This is a genomic window from Bacillus sp. LLTC93, from assembly GCF_002993125.1.
Classification (GTDB): Bacteria; Bacillota; Bacilli; order Bacillales; family Bacillaceae; genus Bacillus; species Bacillus zhangzhouensis.
The window spans coordinates 733,469-755,103 of the sequence record NZ_PVME01000001.1; the positions used below are offsets into that span (position 1 = coordinate 733,469).

At 42.3% G+C, this 21,635-nt stretch carries 23 protein-coding genes and 2 other annotated features; of the genes, 1 reads left to right on the plus strand and 22 read right to left on the minus strand.

All coding sequences use genetic code 11. The features are described from left to right. Positions 1-4: 4 nt before the first annotated feature. The 19 genes from C6W18_RS03960 to C6W18_RS04050 all read right to left on the minus strand — a co-directional run bounded on the left by C6W18_RS03960 (position 5) and on the right by C6W18_RS04050 (position 17,179). On the minus strand, positions 5-448 hold the full coding sequence (locus C6W18_RS03960; RefSeq protein WP_008342790.1) for an ACT domain-containing protein: 444 nt from the start codon (positions 446-448) through the stop codon (positions 5-7). Positions 449-503: 55 nt separating this feature from the next. Beyond that, complete coding sequence (obgE, locus tag C6W18_RS03965) at positions 504-1,790, minus strand: GTPase ObgE (protein WP_105926088.1); 1,287 nt, start codon at positions 1,788-1,790, stop codon at positions 504-506. Positions 1,791-1,811: 21 nt separating this feature from the next. Then, positions 1,812-2,405: a sporulation initiation phosphotransferase B gene (locus C6W18_RS03970; RefSeq protein WP_034321270.1), complete on the minus strand. Its 594-nt coding sequence runs from the start codon at positions 2,403-2,405 to the stop codon at positions 1,812-1,814. Positions 2,406-2,682: 277 nt separating this feature from the next. Further along, complete coding sequence (rpmA, locus tag C6W18_RS03975; RefSeq protein ID WP_003216586.1) at positions 2,683-2,967, minus strand: 50S ribosomal protein L27; 285 nt, start codon at positions 2,965-2,967, stop codon at positions 2,683-2,685. A gap of 12 nt (positions 2,968-2,979) precedes the next feature. After that, a complete protein-coding gene (locus C6W18_RS03980; RefSeq protein WP_105926090.1) occupies positions 2,980-3,318 on the minus strand; it encodes a ribosomal-processing cysteine protease Prp in 339 nt (112 codons plus the stop codon). 14 nt (positions 3,319-3,332) lie between these two features. Then, positions 3,333-3,641: a 50S ribosomal protein L21 gene (gene rplU / locus C6W18_RS03985; RefSeq protein WP_034321264.1), complete on the minus strand. Its 309-nt coding sequence runs from the start codon at positions 3,639-3,641 to the stop codon at positions 3,333-3,335. Positions 3,642-3,653: 12 nt separating this feature from the next. Then, positions 3,654-3,726 (minus strand) — a sequence feature (ribosomal protein L21 leader region). Between the two features lie 66 nt (positions 3,727-3,792). Then, entirely contained in the window at positions 3,793-4,662 is an 870-nt protein-coding gene (locus tag C6W18_RS03990; protein WP_034321261.1) for a M50 family metallopeptidase, read from the minus strand. Then, positions 4,655-5,446, minus strand: coding sequence for a M23 family metallopeptidase (locus tag C6W18_RS03995; protein WP_105926092.1), 792 nt, complete (start codon positions 5,444-5,446; stop codon positions 4,655-4,657). Before C6W18_RS03995 ends, C6W18_RS03990 begins: the two co-directional genes overlap by 8 nt. 110 nt (positions 5,447-5,556) lie before the next feature. Further along, positions 5,557-6,360 (minus strand): septum site-determining protein MinD, encoded by an 804-nt coding sequence (minD, locus tag C6W18_RS04000; RefSeq protein ID WP_007501531.1) that lies wholly within the window; start codon positions 6,358-6,360, stop codon positions 5,557-5,559. A gap of 2 nt (positions 6,361-6,362) precedes the next feature. Beyond that, on the minus strand, positions 6,363-7,046 hold the full coding sequence (gene minC / locus C6W18_RS04005; RefSeq protein WP_034321255.1) for a septum site-determining protein MinC: 684 nt from the start codon (positions 7,044-7,046) through the stop codon (positions 6,363-6,365). Between the two features lie 54 nt (positions 7,047-7,100). Next, a complete protein-coding gene (gene mreD / locus C6W18_RS04010; RefSeq protein WP_034321253.1) occupies positions 7,101-7,619 on the minus strand; it encodes a rod shape-determining protein MreD in 519 nt (172 codons plus the stop codon). Next, a complete protein-coding gene (mreC, locus tag C6W18_RS04015; RefSeq protein ID WP_034321250.1) occupies positions 7,616-8,515 on the minus strand; it encodes a rod shape-determining protein MreC in 900 nt (299 codons plus the stop codon). Before mreC ends, mreD begins: the two co-directional genes overlap by 4 nt. A gap of 17 nt (positions 8,516-8,532) precedes the next feature. Further along, positions 8,533-9,555, minus strand: coding sequence for a rod shape-determining protein (locus tag C6W18_RS04020; protein WP_034321249.1), 1,023 nt, complete (start codon positions 9,553-9,555; stop codon positions 8,533-8,535). Between the two features lie 90 nt (positions 9,556-9,645). Continuing rightward, entirely contained in the window at positions 9,646-10,320 is a 675-nt protein-coding gene (gene radC / locus C6W18_RS04025) for a RadC family protein (RefSeq protein WP_034321246.1), read from the minus strand. Between the two features lie 48 nt (positions 10,321-10,368). Beyond that, positions 10,369-10,938, minus strand: a complete 570-nt coding sequence (locus tag C6W18_RS04030; RefSeq protein ID WP_034321243.1) for a Maf family protein — start codon at positions 10,936-10,938, stop codon at positions 10,369-10,371. 177 nt (positions 10,939-11,115) lie between these two features. Continuing rightward, the gene (locus tag C6W18_RS04035) at positions 11,116-12,126 is read right to left on the minus strand and encodes an SPOR domain-containing protein (protein WP_223251618.1); all 1,011 of its coding nucleotides are present in this window, start codon (positions 12,124-12,126) and stop codon (positions 11,116-11,118) included. 171 nt (positions 12,127-12,297) lie between these two features. After that, on the minus strand, positions 12,298-13,020 hold the full coding sequence (locus tag C6W18_RS04040) for a prepilin peptidase (RefSeq protein ID WP_105926095.1): 723 nt from the start codon (positions 13,018-13,020) through the stop codon (positions 12,298-12,300). 143 nt (positions 13,021-13,163) lie between these two features. Further along, positions 13,164-14,471, minus strand: coding sequence for a bifunctional folylpolyglutamate synthase/dihydrofolate synthase (locus tag C6W18_RS04045; protein WP_105926097.1), 1,308 nt, complete (start codon positions 14,469-14,471; stop codon positions 13,164-13,166). 65 nt (positions 14,472-14,536) lie between these two features. Further along, positions 14,537-17,179: a valine--tRNA ligase gene (locus C6W18_RS04050; RefSeq protein ID WP_105926099.1), complete on the minus strand. Its 2,643-nt coding sequence runs from the start codon at positions 17,177-17,179 to the stop codon at positions 14,537-14,539. A gap of 58 nt (positions 17,180-17,237) precedes the next feature. After that, positions 17,238-17,467: a binding site (T-box leader), on the minus strand. 169 nt (positions 17,468-17,636) lie between these two features. On the opposite strand from C6W18_RS04050, the gene C6W18_RS20240 reads away from it, so the two are divergent. After that, positions 17,637-17,825 carry a hypothetical protein gene (locus tag C6W18_RS20240; protein ID WP_003216497.1) on the plus strand — a complete coding sequence of 63 codons (189 nt, stop codon included), beginning with the start codon at positions 17,637-17,639 and terminating at the stop codon, positions 17,823-17,825. A 67-nt stretch (positions 17,826-17,892) separates the two neighbouring features. Here C6W18_RS20240 and ysxE read toward each other — a convergent pair whose 3' ends face one another. The 3 genes from ysxE to hemL form a co-directional block, all read right to left on the minus strand. After that, positions 17,893-18,924 carry a spore coat protein YsxE gene (gene ysxE / locus C6W18_RS04060; protein ID WP_105926101.1) on the minus strand — a complete coding sequence of 344 codons (1,032 nt, stop codon included), beginning with the start codon at positions 18,922-18,924 and terminating at the stop codon, positions 17,893-17,895. Between the two features lie 37 nt (positions 18,925-18,961). Continuing rightward, entirely contained in the window at positions 18,962-20,182 is a 1,221-nt protein-coding gene (gene spoVID, locus C6W18_RS04065) for a stage VI sporulation protein D (RefSeq protein WP_034321227.1), read from the minus strand. A gap of 133 nt (positions 20,183-20,315) precedes the next feature. Beyond that, positions 20,316-21,608 carry a glutamate-1-semialdehyde 2,1-aminomutase gene (gene hemL, locus C6W18_RS04070; protein WP_034321225.1) on the minus strand — a complete coding sequence of 431 codons (1,293 nt, stop codon included), beginning with the start codon at positions 21,606-21,608 and terminating at the stop codon, positions 20,316-20,318. Positions 21,609-21,635: the final 27 nt, after the last annotated feature.

Sequence of the window (21,635 nt, forward strand, 5' to 3'; positions counted from 1 at the left end):
CCTTTTACGCCCCAGAACCTAGAATTTCAACTTTTTCGACAAATTCAAGTTTTCTTAATTGATTCATGACTGTATTGATATCATCTGCCATGCCAGCCGTACTGATCGATAGGGTGACATTCGCTCTTCCTTGCAGCGGAATGGTTTGGTGAATGGATAACACATTACAGCCAGAGTCAGCCACAATTTGGAGCAGCCTTGACAGAGCTCCAGACCGGTCCTCAAGATGGAAAAACAATGTGATGATCTGCTCTTTGACCATCGTATAAAACGGAAAAACAGCATCTCGATATTTATAAAATGCACTGCGGCTTAAGTCCGCTTTTTGAACAGCATCGGCAACTGAATCCGCTTTTTTGCGATCAAGCAGCTTTTTGACTTCAAGCGTTTTTCGCATCGCATCTGGAAGTACATCCTCTCTCACTAAATAGAACGTTTCTTCTTTCACCTGTTTTCTCCCCTTTTAAAAACGGGAGAGCCCATGGACTGGACCCTCCTTGTGATCAATCAATAAATTCAAATTCAAACTCAAGCAGACGAATGATATCGCCATCTTTCGCACCGCGCTCACGTAAGGCATCATCGACACCCATTCCGCGCAATTGTCTAGAGAATCGTTTAACGGACTCATCTCTTGAGAAATCTGTCATCTTAAACAGTCGCTCAAGTGCTTTACCAGTTAAGACAAACGTACCATCAGGATCTCTCGCGATCTCAAATGCTGCATCTCCCTCATCAAACTTGTACATCACACGGTTATCAGACAGCTCTTCTTCATTATAAAGCGGGAATTCCGGTGTCGTTTCAAGCTGATTGGCGATTTCAAATAAGAGCTCACGAAGCCCTTCTCTTGTAATCGCACTAATTGGGAACACTTTATAGTCATCTGTTAGTTTTTCTTTAAATGCGGCTAGATTGTCAGCTGCATCTGGCATGTCCATTTTGTTGGCCACAATGATTTGCGGACGCTCTGTCAATCTCATATTGTATTGCTCAAGCTCTTCATTAATCGTCACGTAGTCTTCGTATGGGTCACGCCCTTCAAGTCCAGACATATCAATGACATGGACAATCACACGTGTACGCTCAATATGACGTAAAAATTGATGACCTAAGCCCACGCCTTCGTGCGCTCCTTCGATAAGTCCTGGCAGATCCGCCATGACAAAGCTTCGGCTATCGTCTGTTTCGACAACTCCTAGGTTTGGCACAAGCGTTGTAAAATGATAATCTGCAATTTTCGGTTTAGCGGAAGAGACAATCGAAAGTAGCGTCGACTTCCCGACACTTGGGAAACCAACGAGTCCAACATCCGCAAGCACTTTTAATTCTAAGATGACATCACGTTCTTTACCTGGCTCACCGTTTTCAGAAAGCTGTGGTGCAGGGTTTGCCGGTGTTGCGAAGCGTGAATTTCCACGTCCGCCTCGTCCGCCTTTTGCAATCACTGCACGCTGCCCATGCTCTGTTAAGTCAGCTAGTACTTGTTCCGTCTCTGCATCTGTGACAACCGTGCCCGGTGGAACTTTGACGACCATTTCTTCAGCATTTCGTCCATGCTGGTTTTTACTCATCCCGTGCTCGCCGCGATCAGCCTTGAAATGGCGCTTATAACGAAAGTCCATCAACGTTCTGAGGCCTTCGTCTACTTCAAATACAACATCTGCACCATTTCCGCCGTCGCCGCCTGCTGGGCCGCCTTTTGGCACATATTTTTCACGACGGAACGCCACCATACCGTTTCCGCCGTCACCGCCTTTAACATACACTTTAACCTGATCTACAAACATAACTTCCTCCGTTTCTCTGCATCACATATCTCGTTCTTGCCTCAAACAAAGCTCAATCATGGACTCATGAGATGTCACATGAAATTGCGTTATACTCATACATGGATAGTTTGCGTCATGAAACGCATTTAACGCATCCAAACTTGTTAATTTTCCTTTGAAATCAAAATATAAGATCACATCATTCTCTTCATGATCTGTTTGGAACGTGACCGTTAAATGATTTTCAGTTTTTTGGCAAACTGATTGATCGAATATCGAAAACAACTCCCGTGATACCGTTAGCAGCTGCGATTCATATGCTGATAAGTCTCGGGCTTCACCAAGCACTTCATATTCTAGGGTGATAAAATGCGACTCCCAATTAAATGTTAGAAAGTAATAGGCCAATTGGGGAATTTTTAAATTTGAGAGTTTGGATTCATGCTGTGCTTCAATGACCATTTCTTCTATAATTTCAAACACTCGGTCATATTTTTCTAATGTCAAGTTGCCTTTAATCAGCTGCAATTTATTCATCCAGTCATGTCTTGAACGACTGAGCAGATAGATCAATTCATTTGTTAATGCAACGTGAGTTAATTTTTCATTTTGTTTACTTGATATCTCTTCCATTATCGCACTCCCAATCGTTTGGTCTCTCTTTTAGGAGTCTTATCATCAATATGTCTCCCTGAATTATAACAGAGAAGACAGCATAGAAAAACACTAGTTATGTGAGGAAAGGTTGTTTTTTCTGATCGTATAGGAGAAAATGAGGCAAAGTCAGCAAACGTTCTTTGATATTTATGGAGTGCATCTTCTTTTATCATCTTCGGTACCAATTATAAAAAGCGCAAAAGCTCCCTGAATAGTGAAAAAAACTCCAGTCAATGACCGGAGTTTTTAGCAATTATTGTGCCGCAGGATATACGCTCACTTTTTTACGGTCACGACCGAAACGTTCGAATTTAACAGTTCCGTCGATTTTAGCGAAAAGAGTGTCGTCGCCTCCGCGTCCAACGTTTTCACCTGGATAGATTTTCGTTCCACGTTGACGATAAAGGATAGAACCACCAGTTACGAATTGACCATCAGCACGTTTAGCGCCTAAACGTTTAGACTCAGAGTCACGTCCGTTCTTTGTAGAACCTACCCCTTTTTTAGATGCGAAAAATTGAAGATCTAATCTAAGCATGAAGTTCACCTCCTATTTTTTTGTCGATATTCTCACATAATCGTGATAATCTCGTTCGATTGTCTCTAAGGAAACGACCATGCCTTCTAAAAGCAGCTGAGCTTTTTCAAAGGATACTGGATCTGTATCAGTCGGTAATTCAAAAGTGAAATAGCCGCCTTCTTCTCCAATATCGAGCAGTGGATCAATTCCTGTCAGTGCAATAATTGAATTGACTGAGCCGAAAACAACTGCAGATACACCTGCACAAACGAGATCCTGACCTTTTTCAGCAAACTCGGCATGTCCAGTCATCTTAAAAGACGTAATGCTTTCATCTGCCGCTGACCGAGTAATGGTTGCTTTGATCATATCACTCACACGCCTTAAGCGTTGATTTTTTCGATAACAACTTTAGTGTAAGGTTGACGATGACCTTGTTTTTTGTGGTTGTTTTTCTTCGCTTTGTACTTGAACACAGTAATTTTCTTACCGCGACCTTGTTTTTCAACTTTAGCCGTTACTGTTGCTCCAGCAACTGAAGGGTTACCCACTTTGACAGTGTCTCCGCCGACAAACAATACGTTTTCGAAAGTTACTGTTTCGCCTGCTTCAGCAGCTAGTTTTTCAACATAAACAGTTTGACCTTCTTCAACTTTAACTTGTTTACCACCAGTTTCGATAATTGCGTACATCTCTGCACCTCCTAATAAACTCAGACTCGCCGAATACAGGGGGCCATAGGCACTTTACACCTGCTCCGCGCGGTTGTAGCACGGGTGCTACATATCCATAACATTAAAAAATATATCAAATTAGACGCAGAATGTCAATGTATTTTCACCATTAGTAAGGTAAAAGAAGATCCTCCATTGAAGAGGTGGTTCTTCGGTCTGAAAAATAAGCATGGAGCAGTTCATTTTCATCAAGCTGACTCATTTTCATGCCATCCCTTTCGATAATGATCGGGTGCTTACAGCCCTTTTGAAATCGAGCCAGCACTTCGTATACTTTTTCTTCAGCACTTGCTCTAAGCGGAATGAGCTTCTCTACCTTTTGCTCTTTTTTACCGTAATACCGTTCTAGTAAAAAGCGGACCCTGACGTAATGCCTCTGCCGGTGTTCCATCACAAGTGAATAGGCTAAAAATGTGAGCAACACCCAGCCATTGAATTGCATCGGAGCAAAACAGAGTAACCCTGCTGTCAAAAGACTAAAAAAGACAAGTGAGCCTTTTATCGCAAGGGCATGTGCACGTTGAAAAGGGTAAAAAGCAGATAAGAGCAAAAAGAATAATTTTCCGCCATCAAGCGGCCAAATGGGCAAAAGATTTACAAGAAAAATCGCCATATTATAAAAGGTAAATATCGTAAAGTTGTCGTGCGAGATAAAAGAAGCTTCCATGAGAAACCATGCCATGAGCTGGAGCGGCACATGCTGAAGCGGTCCGCATAAAATGACCGCCAGCTCTTCTTTTAGCGGGCGGTTCCCATGCTCTTCTACTTCTACCGCTCCGCCAAATGGCAGTAAAAAAATCCGCCGAATGCGCCAATGATAATAGCAAGCAGCCGCTGCATGTCCAAGCTCATGGACACAGACGATAATGAGCAGACAAAGCAGCGGCTTAATTTGACCTGAAAGAATCGCAAATGCCATCACAATCCAAAGAAGTGGGTGAATGTGAATTTTCGTCAGCATGAGCAGCCATCTATTCAAAGGTCATCACCTGAATAGGGTCGATAAATTGTTCATTTTGCTTAATGGCAAAGTAATACGTGCCCTTCCCTTGATCATCAAGCGAAATTTGACCAATTTTTTCACCCTTATCGACAAAATCGTATAAGGCCACATCGGCTTCCTTTAATTGACCGTACCAGCTATAGCTGTTATCCGCATGCTGCACAACCACTGTAAGCCCTGTGTCTCTTTTCTTTTTCACCTCTACAACATAGCCTTCTTTCATACTATCAATGGCTTCTGCCGATGTTTCAACTTTGACACCTGCACCATTTTGGGTAAATGATTCTTGCACTTTTCCAGAAGCAGGTACAACCAGTTCATTATTGGCTTGTACGTCTTTTCGGTCTGCCTTTTTCTCAGTTAAAAAGGCAAGCGGGTTCCCAACTGTTTTCTCAAACCAGCGGTTGGCAGCAGCAAATTGAAAATCTTGCTCAAAGGTTTGACTAATCATCGGCTTCAGCTGCTGAAACGGACCTGCCTGGCCTTTAAACGAAATGGCTGCAATCAACACAAGGGACGCAGATAGTAAACATTTAAGCACAAAGGTATTAGGGTTAAATAACGGATGCCGATACTTCTTCGGCTGATGAGACATCGACTCATAGGAAGACGATCCAGAATGCTTTTCTTCCTCTGTCAACATGACCCATGGCGGGATATCGTCTTTTTTCTTGAAAGCCGCCTTCTTAGGGGCAGCAGCTGGCTGCTTTGTTTTACGGCGCTGCGCGATTTTCTTTCGGTACTCGTCCACTCTTTTCATGAGATCACCCTTTACATACAAACAGTTTGTACATTTTATGTGGCGACTTCATGTGATATGCAACAAAAAAGACCGATTCTCATCGAATCGGTCTGATCTCACGTGAATGGTTATGCTCTAACACCAAAAAATGCTTTGAGCTTTGCAAACATCCCTTTGTTTTCGTCTTCAAATGATTGCAGTGGAACAGATTCACCTAGTACGCGGCGAGCAATATTGCGATACGCAATTGATACTTTGTTTTTAGCATCCATCACAATAGGTTCACCATTGTTTGAAGCCTTAATCACATCATCATCATCTGCTACAATGCCAAGAAGATCAATCGATAAATGATGTACAACTTCATCCACATCCATTGAATCGCCATTTTTCGCCATGTGTGTACGAATACGGTTGACAATTAAACGAGGCGGTTCGATATCTTCTTGTTCTAATAAGCCGATGATTCGGTCCGCATCTCTTACAGCTGAGATCTCAGGCGTCGTGACGACAATTGCCTTGTCCGCACCTGATACAGCATTTTTAAAGCCTTGCTCAATTCCAGCAGGGCAATCAATGACAACATAATCAAAGTCTTGTTTCAATGATTGAATCAATTCTTTGATCTGCTCCGGCTCTACAGCCGTTTTATCGCTTGTTTGAGCAGCAGGTAAAAGGTACAAAAGATCTTCGAAACGCTTATCTTTTACAAGCGCTTGATGGATTTTGCATCTTCCTTCTACTACATCAACTAGATCATAAATAATGCGGTTTTCAAGCCCCATCACGACATCCAGATTTCGAAGACCAATGTCGGTATCAACTAGACACACTTTTTTCCCTTGAATTGCTAGTGCTGTGCCTAAGTTTGCAGATGTTGTTGTTTTGCCAACGCCGCCTTTTCCTGAGGTAATCACAATAGCCTCGCCCAATTTCACATTCCTCCCTCAAGCCTTGTCAGATTAGGTCTTATATGAGCCAATTGCTGCAGGCGTTCAATGATCATATTGCCATCTATATCTAAATAAGCACATTCCATTTCATTTCCATCTTCTTTTTGATCTGGTGCACGGTTAAACACTTGTGAGATGCGAAGCTGTGTTGGAATCATATGAGATGCCGCAATGACAGCTTGTTTGTTTCCATTGCATCCAGCATGCGCCACGCCTTTTAATGCACCGAGTACAAAAATATTTCCCCCTGCACGAATGGTTCCGCCAGGATTGACATCTCCTATTAATAAGAGATCGCCTTCTACATGAAGCACCTGTCCAGAGCGTACAATTTTCGCTACAGAGGTGATTTCAGCCTCTGCTTTTAATCGTCTCGCCTCTTCAGTTGACATGACGTCACTTTCAATGGAGTGAATGACGAGATGTTCATTTTCAGACACCGCTTCAGTCAAACGCTTCTCCTGATCCTCTGTTAAATACCGAAAACCAAGTTTAATATGCACATTGACCTTATGCCCTTCCCTTCCATCTGTATATTGCTCAAGCAAAAGAACCTCTCGCAAGCCAGAAAGAAGGTCATCAAACGAACAGTCATCATTTAACTGTAATGTTAATCCGTTTTTCGTACCTTTTATTGTCACATATTGCTGTTTTTGAGTTTTCAAGATGCTCACCTCAACAACATACTCATTTCGCCGTAATTGGACAAACTCCTGCTTTTATTCGTCGATCAGTCCTTGTTTCACATTGATGAAAAAGAGCCTAAGCGGCACAACAAGTATGAGAGACGCAGCAGTATTTAAAAGAATCGTTGGAATAAAGCGTTCGATGACATACGTATTAAAAGGCATAATCCCTGGTTGAATCGTCGCTTGAACGCCGTACACATAAAACTCCATCACGGAAACAGCAATAATCGACAGAAAGACGACCACTAAAATATTCGTCTGAAGGACTTTGAAAGCTTTTGCTAACAAATAGCAAAGCGCCCCAAAGCCAAACATATGGACACCAAGAATGCCTGTATACGAAATATCATATAAAAGTCCAAAGATAAATCCGTAAATCACACCATATTTTTGATTCACAAAAGCAGTCATAAATACAAGTGCAAGTAAGATGAAATGAGGTGCTAAAATTTGATTCTCTGAAACAAATGGGAGCTTCACTAAATCGACAAAAATGCTGTCAAATACGAAGATAAACAACATGACGAAAGCAAGAAGGACACGTTTCACGAGCCTTCCTCCTTCGTCAATTGAGATGCATCTGCCGTACTTGTGCTGCGATTCACAACAATCACGCGGTCTAAATTATTGAGTTCAGCAGCTGGTTCTACATAAATGATTTTTGTCAGTCCGTAATGGTCTGGCTCGATTTCACTCACCTTACCAATCGTTAAGCCTTGCGGGAATACGCCCCCTGCTCCAGATGTTTCAACAAGATCTCCTTTTTTGACATCCCCATCAGCATCGGATTTTAGAATATTCATTGTCAGCATTTTTTTCTTGCTGTCATAACCGTTAATAATTCCATTGAGTTCTTCTTTGCCCTTTTTCGCAAAAATTTTCGTTGAAATTCTATTATTTTGGTCTGTAGAGCTTAGCAACCTTACAGTCGAAGTGAAATTGTTGAGCTTATCACTTTCGATTTTTCCAATTAACGCACCACTCTCATTTGTGACCGCCATATCTTTGTCAACGCCTTGTTTTTTCCCTTTATCAATCATCACAAAACTATCCCAAAGGGACGGGTTTCTCGCGATAACAGTTGATAGGATTGGCGTATAATCACGAATAGAGTTCACATATCCAAGCTGCTTGCGAAGCTTTTTGTTTTCATCTTCTAGCTCTTGAAGTTTCGCCTCATACTGGGTTTGTCCATCAAGTTTTTTTCGAAGACGCTCGTTTTCATCATATGTGTTCTTTAAATCTTGTACGTTCCCATAAATACCGGCAATAAATTGTGATGGTTTATGAAAGACACCTTGAAAAAAGCCTGTCGTATCCCCCACTAATTTTTCCGGCCATGAAGCACCTCTGCCGCTTTTCACTGAAAAACCAATCATGGCCACCAGTACGATGACACAGACAAGGAGCAACATTAATCTTTTATTCATAAAAAACTGCGGCATGTCTTACACCTCTTTATTTACGCCCGATTATCTTTTGATTTTCCTTTGAACAAGTGAATATGTTCTAGTGCTTTCCCTGTTCCGATTGCCACACAGTCAAGTGGGTCCTCAGCAATAATGACTGGCATTTTCGTTTCATCGCTAATGACTTTGTCAAGATTACGCAGCAATGCACCGCCGCCTGTTAAAACGATTCCGCGATCCATAATATCTGCTGCCAGCTCAGGTGGCGTTTTTTCAAGAGTGGCTTTCACCGCATCAACAATTGTTTCCACCGTATCGCGAAGCGCTTTTGCAATCTCTTCTGCTGTAATAGAGATCGTTTTTGGCAGACCTGTTAAAAGGTCACGTCCGCGAATGTCCATCTCATCATGCACGTCTGGCTGTGCAGAACCGATTTCCATTTTAATCGCTTCTGAAGTACGGTCACCGATCATCAGATTATACGTTTTACGAATATAACTGCTGATCGCATCATCCATTTCATCACCTGCAACACGGATCGATTGAGAAGTCACAATGCCGCCAAGTGAAATAATGGCCACTTCTGTTGTACCGCCGCCAATATCCACAACCATACTTCCTGTTGGCTCCCATACAGGCAGGTTAGCACCGATTGCCGCAGCAAATGGCTCTTCAATAGGGTATGCGTCACGTGCACCAGCTTGTCTTGTTGCATCAATGACTGCTCGCTCTTCTACAGCTGTAATACCAGATGGTACACATACCATCACGTAGGGTTTACGAGCAAATAGCCCTTTGTTTCTCAGTGCTTGATTAATGTAATATTTCATCATTTTTGCTGTCGTCTCGTAATCTGCAATGACTCCATCTTTCATTGGGCGAAGTGCCACAACATTACCAGGTGTACGACCAATCATGTTTCTAGCGTCATTTCCGACCGCCACTATAGACTTCGTATCAGTTTCCAAAGCTACGACCGAAGGTTCTCTCACAACAATTCCTTTTCCTTTAATAAAAACAAGCGTATTCGCTGTGCCAAGATCTATTCCAAGGTCTTTTGTACCAATTCCAAACATATGTATGTATCTTCCTTTCTTAAACCAAAATTCCCTTTAGGGAAAAACTCATAAACTCTATTATATCGTAAAACATTGAAAAAAAAAGTGTTACAAATACCCTTTTTCCTTCAAACTCACAAATTTTTGATCACCTATGACAAGATGATCAAGCAGTTGTATTCCAATCAGCTTTCCACATTCAAAAAGTCGCTTTGTGACTTCAATATCTTCCCTGCTAGGCGTCGGATCTCCAGATGGATGGTTGTGCACACATATAAATGAAGCAGCCGAACGTTTAAAAGCCTCTTTGAAAATTTCGCGCGGGTGAACAATTGATGAGTTCAGACTTCCAATAAACACGGTATGTTTATGAAGAACCTGGTTTTTTGTATTGAGATAAAGACAAACGAAATTTTCCTGCGTCAAAAATCTCATATCTTCCATCACAAAGTTCGCCCCATCCTCTGGTGTGCGGATGACGTAACGGTTGTCCGTCGTTTGATGGTGTAATCTAGTGCCGAGTTCTAACGCAGCTAAAAGAGAGATCGCCTTCGCTTTTCCAACTCCTCGAATCGTCGACAGTTCTTCAATAGAAGCTTCCTTCACAGAACGAAGACCGCCAAATGTTTGCAGAAGTCTTGCGGAAATTTGAAGAACAGATTCCTTTTTTGTGCCTGTCCTAAAAAGGATCGCGACAAGTTCATGGTTTGATAAACTGCTTGGACCATATTTGATAAATCGTTCTCGCGGCTTTTCATCATGAGGGAAATGCTTAAGCAACATAGGGAAATGGTTAATGATGAACACTCCTTTTAGAATTCCTTCCCGTCATCAAAAAGGGGTGATTCCAAATGTTTCAAGCACTCTAACTGTTTTGGCAATAGGGAGACCTACAACGGAAAAATAATCACCGTCTATTTTTTGAACAAGCAGTGCGCCTTTCCCTTGAATGCCATAGCTACCCGCTTTATCAAGCGGTTCGCCCGTTTTAATATAGCGGTTGATTTCATTTTGCGTAAGCGTCCAAAATGTCACTTCTGTTTGTTCATAAAATGTTTCTTTTCTATTCTCTGACTGAATCGTGACACCCGTCAAGACTTGATGTGTCTTTCCTGACAATAATTGAAGCATTGAGGCCGCTTCTTCCTTGTCTTTTGGTTTCCCAAGACATTTGCCATCAATTGCAACAATCGTATCTGCACCAATGATCACAGCTTTGGGATGTATTTTTTGAATATCATTTGCTTTTTGTTCTGCCAACCATTGGACGTTCTCAGCAGGTGAAAGGTTTCGATTTATTTCTTCTTTTAAGTGACTTGCTTGAATCTCATAAGAAAACCCTGCTAAATCAAGCAATTCTTTTCTTCTAGGTGATTGAGATGCGAGAATTAATTGGTTCATGTTCGTTCATCCTTTCAGGGTTTAGCCTAAGAAGTAAGATACGCATTCATCCTATCAAATGTACATCTTACCGACAATTTACGAAAATTCATTTTTCATGTTCCTTCATCATTATGTTGGATGCAAAAGAAAAAAACTAGTCATTTTTTGACTAGTTTGGTTTCTTAAAATATGATTTTACGTATTTAATTGATCAAGCAGTGCCTGCTGAGATTTCCACCCGTTTTCAGCAGTAGGTTCATTTAACAGCTGCACCGCTTTCAGCAAACTGCTTTTAGCTGGTGCGTCCATTGTTTTGGCACTTTCAAGCTCAGAGATCAGCTGCGTAACGTCCTTTTGATCCACATCATCCCCTGCAATGACCTTAGAGGATAAAACAGATGCCTTTTCTATTAAACTAGTCAGCTCCTCCGGTACTTGAAATGAGAGCTCCTTGCCTCCCCATGCTTCAAAGTGTTGATCAATTAGCTTCTTCCCAACAGCACTTGTCATGCCTTGTTCTGTGGCAAGCCCAGCAATTACATAATATCCATCATCCATTGAGACCTTTTTCCCTGCATATCCTGCATCTTTTAAACTGGTAACCAAGTCATCTGCTCCTTTTTCAGAGGAAAACTTTCCAGCCTGTACGACAAAGGTTGAAAAACTGCCAGAGACACTTTTTTCTTCTTTGGTCTCTTTTGATTCATCAGTATTACCCGCTGGCGGCGCATCCCCTCCGGCTTTCATCGAAGATTGGTTTCCGGATGCTGAGACACTGACATGGTCACCACCTGACGGATTTGCTGTACCGTCTTTACTTAAGCTTAGTGCAAACACGCCGAGGCCTGTCCCAAGAACCACTGCAAATACAATCGTTGTCATCACTCTCTTGAAGGGACCGCGGTTTTTACTGAACTTCTGATCAAATGAGCCTTTTTTCTTTTGATAAGGCGTGACGACCTTTGGATCAGAGTGGTAAATGTGATCAGCTGCATCGTCCCACTGGAAATCTTCTTCTTTTGGTTTAGACGGATCTTCCTGAGAAGCAGCTGTCTCCTGTTCCGATTGCCTCTTTTCCTCCCAATTCGAAAACGTCACATGATCCTCTTGCTGTTTTTTTGGCTGATGATCTTCTTCATGAAGCATTTCTTCCTTGCCATTAATATTGACCTTTAGCCCTTGTTTTTTTGCCTGCCTTTTTTTCATTGTCATTCCCCGCTTTCTGACATTGTTTGTAAGAAAGACCTTTTTGTCCAATGAATCAGTGCGAATTTAACCCGTCCTTCTTTCTGTTTCACACTTTAACATAGCAGATAAAAAAAAGAACAAGACTTTTGTCGGCAGGTTAAAAAAGTGTTCGCCAATTTTTTCACCAATTCATCCGCTGAATGGAATGAAGACATGAGCACCAAAAAGATAAATCCAAAAAGAAAAAGCGATCGCAGGAACAAAGGGAAATGGCTCGTCTAATTGAAAGGAAAAGACCTTCGCATAGACCATTCCGCCGATAGATGAGAGAAAAAGAATGATAAGGAATGCCTTTAAACCAAAGCAAAATGCAAGCACACCGAACAGCTTCATATCAGCCCCGCCCATGCTGTTTGGTTTAAAACAAACTAAACTATAAAATAAGAGAAAACAAAAAAGCAGAGAAGCCGCCCCTTCCCACCAAATAAAAAATGGTTCTAGCGTGCGGTATATGACGAAAAGAGGAAAAAAGAAGAGAAACAGCTCGTTTGGGACCCTCATATAAAGAAGATCGCTCACGACAGCAATCACGAATAAACTACAAAGAATCACAAGAAAAAGGCCTTCAAACGAAAAACCAGCGTTCCTATAAATGAGCAAAAAAAGGCTGCCTGACAGCAGCTCGACCATTGGATATAGCAAAGACAACCGAATGCCACAATGTTTGCACGACCCTCTCAATAAAGCATACGAAACTAGCGGGATCATCTCGTGCAAGGAAAGCGGCTGTTTACAGGCTGTGCAGTGAGAACGAGGAAAGAGTATGGACCTCTTCATTGGCAGCCTTTCACCAACTAGATGAAAAAACGACCCCATGGTGATGCCTGCAAGAAACACAAAAATTCCAATCATATTAGTGGCTCCTTCCGGGAATAAGATAGACCGGATTTTACCATCACCATTTACATTGAGCACCTAGCGAAAATGTGATTTTATCCCTCTTCTACACATCAAAAAAAAAAGACACAAATGGCATAGTAGCCTTTTGCGTCTTTTCATGATCCTAAAATACGATTTCGTATATCTGAAATAAAATAAAGGGAGCCTGTCACAAGGATCACTGCCGAAGGATCAGCGCTTTTTTTCTGAATCCATTCAAGCACTGCACGAGGGTCATCATCAAACGATTTTGTTTCTAAATGACTGCAAGCATAAAGCTTTTCTGCTGATTCAGCTCTTGGAAAGTCAAATGAAACAAAATGAATAGATGAACTAATGGCTTCAAGCTTTTGAATCATTTGTTTGTACGGCTTATCTTTTAAAGCGCTAAAACATATATGCACCTGTCTACTGGAAAAATGAGCTTGTACGGTTTCGATTAATCGATCCATCCCCTCTTCATTATGAGCACCGTCTAGATAGACAGGAGGATGATCTTTGACCTTTTCAAATCTTCCAGCCCATACTGCTTGCCGAATCCCTTTATACAAATGCTCTTCTGTCACACTGATATAGCCTTCTTGCTCCAGCCATTCAATCAATAGAACGGCAAGAGATGCATTTTGCCTTTGGTGCGTTCCAATTAACCCTGTTTCAAGCTCTGGATACTGACTTTTTGGGGTTCGTAACGTGAAACGTTCACCTGTTTCTGTCGGCTGCTGCTGATCAAAAGTACATGTATCATGTAACGAGATGCATACGGCATTCTTTTCTATTGCAGTGTTTTGAATGACAGCTAGTGCCTCTCGTTGATGAACAGCCGTGATCATCGGAATACCATCTTTTATAATGCCTGCTTTTTCAGCTGCAATCTGTTCAAGTGTGTCGCCTAAAATCGCCATATGATCATGGCCAATTGACGTAATGGACGTTAAGATCGGCACTGCAACATTTGTAGAATCAAGCCTTCCGCCAAGCCCTGTTTCCAAGAGGACAAAGTCTACTTGGCGCACATGGGCAAAATAAGCAAATGCACATGCTGTAATGATTTCAAATTCTGTTGCTGCGCCAAGCTCTGTGCCATCTAATTCATCAACATAAGGCTTTATCTCATTCACCAAACTTAGCCATTCTTCATCCTGAATAGGCGCTCCATTTACGCTGATTCGTTCATTGAACGTTAAAATAAATGGAGAGGTGAAAGTTCCAACTGAATAGCCGGCTTCCTGTAAAACGGAACGAGTAAACGCAATGGTTGACCCTTTTCCATTTGTACCTGCAACATGCACCGCTTTTATTTTTTGTTCAGGATGGCCTAGTCTGTTCATTAGCCACTTCATTCTTTCAAGACCTGGTTTTACGCCAAAGGCCAGTCTGCTATGAATCCACTCAATGGCTTCATGATAGGTTGTAAACAATGTCATCTCTCATTTCATACGAAATTTTCAAAAAAGACGACTCCATTCCGTTAGGAGCCGTCTTTTCAACATTATGCTTTCAGCTCTTCAATCCGCTTTTGAACAGCTTCGCGTTTTGCGACATAATCACGTTCTTTCGCACGCTCTTCTTCTACGACACTTTCAGGCGCTTTTTTCATAAAGCCTTCGTTGCCAAGCTTTTTCTGTACTCGTTCTACTTCTTTTGTCAGCTTATCAAGCTCTTTTTGCAGACGAGCAATTTCTTCATCTAAGTTGATTAAGCCTTCAAGCGGTAGAATGAGTTCTGCTCCAGAAATGACAGCCGTCATGGCTTTATCACTAGCTGGGACATCTGTGCCAATCTCAAGAACACTTGGATTCGTGAAGCGCTCAATATATGAACGATTCTTCTCTAAACGATCTTGTACATCAGATGTGGATGCTTTGATGTAAAGCTCGACTTGTTTGCTCATTGGTGTGTTTACTTCACTGCGAATGTTACGAACAGAGCGAATGAGTTCAACAAGCAGCTTCATGTCTGCAGAAGCTTGCTCATTTGAAAGCTCCGGCTTCACTTCAGGCCATTTCGCAAGTGTAATGGACTCACCTTCATGCGGAAGATGCTGCCAGATTTCTTCTGTTAAGAACGGCATAAATGGATGAAGAAGTCTCATCGTTTGATCTAATACATACGCAAGGATCGAACGAGTCGTTTTCTTCGCAGCTTCATCTTCTCCATAAAGAGGAAGCTTCGCCATCTCAATGTACCAATCACAGAAATCATCCCAAATGAAGTTATATAAATGTCTGCCAACTTCACCGAATTCATACTTGTCAGCAAGCTGTGTGACACTTTCAATCGTTTCATTTAAGCGGGTCAAGATCCATTGGTCAGCAACTGATTTTTCACCTGTCAAATCAAGTTCATCATACGTTAAACCATCCATATTCATTAAAGCAAAACGGGATGCGTTCCAAATTTTGTTCGCAAAGTTCCAAGTGGATTCAACCTTTTCAAAGCTAAAGCGAAGATCCTGACCTGGTGAGCTACCAGTGGCTAAGAAATATCTTAATGAATCCGCACCGTATTTGTCGATGACCTCCATTGGATCAATTCCGTTGCCAAGCGACTTACTCATTTTACGCCCTTGTTCATCTCGGATGAGCCCATGAATAAGGACATCTTTGAACGGTTTTTCTCCTGTGAATTCAAGAGCTTGGAAGATCATACGAGATACCCAGAAGAAAATGATGTCATAGCCAGTTACAAGCAGGTTTGTTGGATAGTAGCGCTTGAAGTCTTCATTGTCTGCATCCGGCCAGCCCATTGTGGAGAAAGGCCAAAGCGCTGAACTAAACCATGTATCAAGGACATCGTTATCTTGTTCCCAGTTCTCAATATCTTCTGGCGCTTCCAGTCCAACGTATACTTCTTTCGTTTCTTTATGGTACCAAGCCGGGATACGGTGTCCCCACCATAGCTGGCGAGAAATACACCAGTCACGGATATTTTCCATCCAGTGTAAATATGTCTTTTCGAATCGGTCTGGAACAAATTGGACTTGGTCATCACCTTTTTGCAGGTTGATGGCTTCATCCGCCAGCGGCTGCATTTTCACAAACCATTGGGTAGATAAGTACGGTTCAACAACAGCTCCGCTTCGCTCACTGTGACCAACTGAATGCATATGATCCTCAATTTTGAACAAAATGCCTTCTTCCTGTAAATCTTTCACCAGCTGTTTACGGCATTCAAAGCGGTCCATCCCTTTGTATTGCAGCGCATTTGCATTCATTGTGCCATCTTCATTCATGACAAGAATTCGCTCTAGCTCATGGCGGTTTCCAAGCTCAAAATCATTCGGGTCATGAGCAGGTGTAATTTTCACAGCCCCTGAACCAAACTCCATATCGACATAGTCATCACCGACGATTGGGATCTCACGTCCTGTAATTGGTAAAATAACTGTTTTGCCAATCAAATGCTGATAGCGTTCGTCTTCAGGATGCACAGCTACTGCCGTATCTCCAAGCATTGTTTCAGGTCTTGTTGTCGCAATTTCAATTGAACCTGTTCCATCTGCCAGCGGATATCTCAAGTGATAAAACGCACCTTGAACATCCTTATAAATCACTTCAATATCAGAAAGTGCAGTCTTTGTCGCTGGATCCCAGTTAATGATGTACTCTCCGCGATAGATAAGCCCTTTTTCATATAATTGGACAAACACTTGACGAACAGCTTTATTCAGACCCTCATCTAATGTAAAACGTTCACGCGAGTAATCTAGACCAAGGCCCATTTTCGCCCACTGACTGCGAATAAAATCCGCATATTCTTCTTTCCACTTCCACGTTTCTTCCACAAACTTTTCGCGTCCAAGGTCATAACGGCTCACGCCTTCTTCACGAAGTTTTGCTTCTACCTTTGCTTGAGTAGCAATACCGGCATGGTCCATTCCTGGGAGCCATAGAACATCATAGCCCTGCATTCGTTTCATGCGCGTCACGATGTCTTGAAGTGTTGAATCCCATGCATGCCCAAGATGCAATTTCCCTGTCACGTTTGGTGGAGGAATGACGACTGTATATGGATCTTTCGTTTTGTCATTTTGCGCTTCGAAGAATTTTCCTTCAAGCCAGTACGTATAGCGGTCTTTTTCAATCGCATTTGGATCGTACTTTGTTGGCATTTCTTGATTATTTGTTTCCATTTGTGTACCTCCACATTTTTTCGGCTGATGAAACATAAAAAAAGCCTTTCCATCCTTATAAAAGGACGAAAAAGCTTTTTCGCGGTACCACCTTTTTTCACAGGACACATACACGTGTCCCGTACACTCTAAAGGATAACGGGGTTCTCCCGAATTTCTCTACTTGTTCATTCAAGAAATTAAGCTCACAGGCGACCTTCCAAACAAGCACATCCTAGGAAACCTTTCAGCTAGTGGTTTCCCTCTCTTTAGGGTCTTGCTCGTACTCTTCCTGATCCACGCTTACGATATATCACGTTCATCAGCACATACTCATCTTTTATTAATATTACTAAATGCCTTTTGTTTTCGTCAATCATCTTTTCCGCTTTTCTTCTGCTTTATACAAATTGGGCAGGCACCCTTCACCTTATTGCCCATATGATAATAACAAAATGAAGAAGGAGGGCGTTTTATTTTGAAGAAGATCAATCCTTACACACTTCCCCCCTGGCTTAGACAAATTCGGGCAGTTGCCTCCCAAGTCGTTCTCCCGATCGCCATATTTCAAGGGTTTCGCACGATCATTTTCCCCACAACATTTGACGTCCTCATCCTAGGTATTCTTATTTTTCTCGCCTGTGCCTTTCACCTTGATTGGTTTTAAAAACTCACGCTTATGTATCGGTCCTTCCTTTACAGAGAAATCATAAAGCCAACACAAAATCACCTCGTCATTCTGCTGATGACGAGGCATTTTGCTCTTCTTCAAGGCGTCTAGCCTGCTCAATCTCATGAATCTTCATGACCGTCGGCTCTGAATTTTTCATTTGCCAATACGCTCTTAACAGCTGCTGACAGCTTTCCATCTCATCCTGCCTGCCTGTTTCATAGGCTTTCACCATATCAAACAGACCTTGCGGATAAGCGAGATAGCTTAAAAACAAATGAAGCTCTTCCTCCCGAAGAGGATTCCCCTTTTGATACGTATAAAACAAGGAAGTGCATTCAGGACAAGACGTAGGATAGGTTTTGAATGTCCGAAAGTAAAAGGTCAGAAGGTCATAAATGGGGGCGGCCTTTTTGGACCGCTCAAAGTTGGTGAAATGTCCTGTGCCTACATCATTATACAAAAAGTGATGGATCGACAGCTGCCCATGATTTAACACAACACGTGTTGTCTCTTGTTCTTTCATTTCCTCATGCCAATCCTCTAATCGTTCAAGCGCAAATTCACTGGCAGACATAGCTTCTGAAAAATACATAGCAGCGGCCAGCTCAAATGGCGACATATACCACGTTTGCTCTGCCCGCTCTATGAATCGTTCATACATGTCTTTCTCTGTTTCCCATTTGGTCTTGATTTGTGTGTAATGGGCTTCAATTTCTCGCTCTGTGATGTCCATCATCACTTCAGTTCGTTTATGGAGTCTTGCAATCTCTTGAAATAAATATTCATGTTTATCGTCCTGCTCTTCTCGCTTTTCATTCGTCAGCCATGGCATGAGATAATATGCGTACTGGCTTTCCCGATGACTTGAGAAAAAGGAACCGCTCTTCGTCCGATAAATCGGCACAAAGGAGCGATAACCTTTTGATTCTAGTTCAAGCATTTGTTCTGTAAACTGCATTTGTCGATTTGCTTTCACTCTCTTTAGGGCAAAGACGCCCTGCTTTGTATACACCTTGACGACAGCAGGACTAACAGGTTCAATGTATTCAGCCTCAAGCCCATATTCATATAGGACAGATTGGATTTCATCCACGTTCATTCACCACATTTTCTCGGTCGGTCATCGCTTGCTATGCGTTGCTTTTTTGATATTCAGGAATATAAAGGATCTGCCCTTCTTCAAGCTCCGCATCAACCGATAATGAGTTCGTTCGAAGGAGCTGCTGCACATTCAACTGATATCGCTCACAAATACGATCGACCGTATCTTCTTGCTGAACTATACAAATTTTCATGCGAGAAAAATCTTCCTCCTCCTGCTTAGCGAACAGCTTCGTTAAATAAAGAGAATTCTCACTGCCAGACGTTTCCCTCACGTCATTTTCAGGCTCCTCCGCTTCTTGAGCAGACTCATACACCTTTGGTGCTTCCCGTTCATATAATCGCTCGATTTGATAAGTGTCATCCCGCTCTTCCTGCACCGGTTCCATATGATAAGCAGGTGGTTCAAATGCCGGATACGCTGGAACCGTTTCTTCTTGCTCTTCGGCTGCTTCAGGGTCTTTTCTCACTTCCACCTCAAAGAACGCCTCATCTCGCTCCTCTTCTTCTAATAGCTTAGGCGGTTCAAAAAACGGCGGCTCTTGCACCTGAGCTTCAGGGAAGGAGCGATAACCAAGTGCCATTGTTTCTTCTTGGTCCTCCGGTTCTTTCAATTCTTCCATTTCTTCATCATCTTCTTGCTCGGTGCGTGCGTCGTCAATTTGTATTGCAGCCTGTTCTTCATAGTCCTGACGTTCATTGTCTTGCAGCTCTTCTTGTTCCTCATGCTCCGGCTGCGCCTGATATTCATAGGTCACATCGCCATATTCCTCTTCAGTACGTTGCACAAATTCATAGGGCTCCTCTACAGGCACTTGAGGCGTTTCTTCATCTAACAGACCCTCAATCGCTAGATCAGCCTGAATGGTGAGCAAACGGCTTTCTGTGAGCTGGTAATCAAACGCATCAATAAACACAAACACATCATTTAAATGATTGATTTTGTTTTTAGGGATGGTGATATCCACTGGAAATTGATGCAGAAGCTCTGCTGTTCCGTCCTCTCTTACCTTCACCTCATCAGCTTGCCTGTATGATGCATAGGAACTGGATTCACCCAATCGCTCCTCTTGATTTATGTTGTATTCTCCTGTTAGCTCGAGTGAACCTCTAATGGAAACATAATCATTCACTTCTTGAACGAGAATGTCAGGATCGAGAGAAATTGACAGTAGCTCACTGACTTCCTGTCCGTTTTTGAAATAAATGGATTCTTCTACCGAAAACTGTAATCGATTGTTTTGAGACAAGTCGGTGTCCTCCTTTCATCTAATCCTTCAAAATAAAATTAGATGTCAATACAGGTGTATGTGAGAGGCGGTGAAAATATGATTGGTTTTCTCCAACGCAAAAAAGCCGATATGTCTCCATATCGGCTTCTGTTTATCGACGTAGTTTTTGAAAAACCTTTTCCACTGTCTCAATCGTATATTCGATGTCTTCATCCGTATGAGCAGTGGATAGGAACAATCCTTCGAATTGAGAAGGTGGAAGGAAGATGCCGTGGTCAGCCATTTCCTTGTAAAATTCAGCGAATAAATCAAGATCAGCTGTTTTCGCTTTGTCATAATTGATGACTTGTTCATTTGTAAAGAAAAATCCGATCATGGAACCCGCACGGTTAAACGTTAATGGAATACCATGTGCTTTCGCTGCTTTCGAAATTCCTTCTTCCAGTCGATCCCCTTTTCGTCTAAACTCTTCATAAGACTCAGGTGTCAGCTGTTTTAATGTTTCGAGGCCTGCTGTCATCGCAAGAGGGTTACCAGATAAAGTCCCTGCTTGATAGATCGGACCACTTGGCGCAATTTGTCTCATAATATCCGCTCTTCCGCCATAAGCGCCGACCGGGAGACCGCCTCCAATGACTTTACCAAGGCACGTCAGATCAGGTGTGATGCCAAAATAGCCTTGCGCGCAGTGATAATCCACACGGAAACCTGTCATGACCTCATCAAAAATGAGTAAAGATCCGTATTGTTCAGTGATGTCTCTCAGTCCTTGCAAGAAACCTTCTTGCGGAGGAACAACGCCCATATTTCCTGCTACCGGTTCTACAATGACACCTGCGATATCGTCTCCAAATTCTTGAAAAGCGACTTGAATGCTTTCTAAATCATTGTATGGAACTGTGATCGTATTGCTTGCAGTACCTTCAGGAACACCAGGACTATCTGGAAGCCCAAGTGTTGCCACACCTGAACCCGCTTTAATCAGTAAAGAATCACCATGGCCATGATAGCAGCCTTCAAATTTCACAATTTTATTTCTGCCTGTAAAACCGCGTGCTAGACGAAGTGCACTCATTGTCGCCTCTGTTCCAGAGCTGACCATCCGAATGACTTCAATAGAAGGAACTCGTTCTGATACAAGTTTAGCTAATTCATTTTCAACTAAAGTAGAAGCACCAAAGCTTGTACCATATTCAGCTACTCGCTGAATACTTTCGACAACACGGTCATTCGTATGTCCTAAAATGAGCGGTCCCCATGATAAGACATAATCGATGTATTCATTTCCATCAATATCGTATATCTTTGCACCTTTGCCTCGTTCCATAAAAATCGGGTCTGTGTTGACTGATTTAAATGCACGTACTGGGCTGTTCACACCACCAGGCATTAAATGCTGCGCTTCTTCAAATGCTTGCTTAGATTTTTCATAGCTACGTCCCATTTCAACGTCCTCCTGTCTATCCGTTCT

What these genes read in the sequence shown, in the direction of transcription:
- C6W18_RS04030 (WP_034321243.1), bottom strand. Translation starts at nt 10,938, where the DNA reads ATGAACCAATTAATTCTCGCATCTCAATCACCTAGAAGAAAAGAATTG.
- C6W18_RS03970 (WP_034321270.1), bottom strand. Translation starts at nt 2,405, where the DNA reads ATGGAAGAGATATCAAGTAAACAAAATGAAAAATTAACTCACGTTGCA.
- rpmA (WP_003216586.1), bottom strand. Translation starts at nt 2,967, where the DNA reads ATGCTTAGATTAGATCTTCAATTTTTCGCATCTAAAAAAGGGGTAGGT.
- hemL (WP_034321225.1), bottom strand. Translation starts at nt 21,608, where the DNA reads ATGGGACGTAGCTATGAAAAATCTAAGCAAGCATTTGAAGAAGCGCAG.
- C6W18_RS04040 (WP_105926095.1), bottom strand. Translation starts at nt 13,020, where the DNA reads ATGATTGGAATTTTTGTGTTTCTTGCAGGCATCACCATGGGGTCGTTT.
- C6W18_RS03980 (WP_105926090.1), bottom strand. Translation starts at nt 3,318, where the DNA reads ATGATCAAAGCAACCATTACTCGGTCAGCGGCAGATGAAAGCATTACG.
- radC (WP_034321246.1), bottom strand. Translation starts at nt 10,320, where the DNA reads ATGTTGCTTAAGCATTTCCCTCATGATGAAAAGCCGCGAGAACGATTT.
- obgE (WP_105926088.1), bottom strand. Translation starts at nt 1,790, where the DNA reads ATGTTTGTAGATCAGGTTAAAGTGTATGTTAAAGGCGGTGACGGCGGA.
- C6W18_RS03995 (WP_105926092.1), bottom strand. Translation starts at nt 5,446, where the DNA reads ATGAAAAGAGTGGACGAGTACCGAAAGAAAATCGCGCAGCGCCGTAAA.
- mreC (WP_034321250.1), bottom strand. Translation starts at nt 8,515, where the DNA reads ATGCCGCAGTTTTTTATGAATAAAAGATTAATGTTGCTCCTTGTCTGT.
- C6W18_RS04050 (WP_105926099.1), bottom strand. Translation starts at nt 17,179, where the DNA reads ATGGAAACAAATAATCAAGAAATGCCAACAAAGTACGATCCAAATGCG.
- C6W18_RS04045 (WP_105926097.1), bottom strand. Translation starts at nt 14,471, where the DNA reads ATGACATTGTTTACAACCTATCATGAAGCCATTGAGTGGATTCATAGC.
- C6W18_RS04035 (WP_223251618.1), bottom strand. Translation starts at nt 12,126, where the DNA reads ATGAAAAAAAGGCAGGCAAAAAAACAAGGGCTAAAGGTCAATATTAAT.
- C6W18_RS04020 (WP_034321249.1), bottom strand. Translation starts at nt 9,555, where the DNA reads ATGTTTGGAATTGGTACAAAAGACCTTGGAATAGATCTTGGCACAGCG.
- rplU (WP_034321264.1), bottom strand. Translation starts at nt 3,641, where the DNA reads ATGTACGCAATTATCGAAACTGGTGGTAAACAAGTTAAAGTTGAAGAA.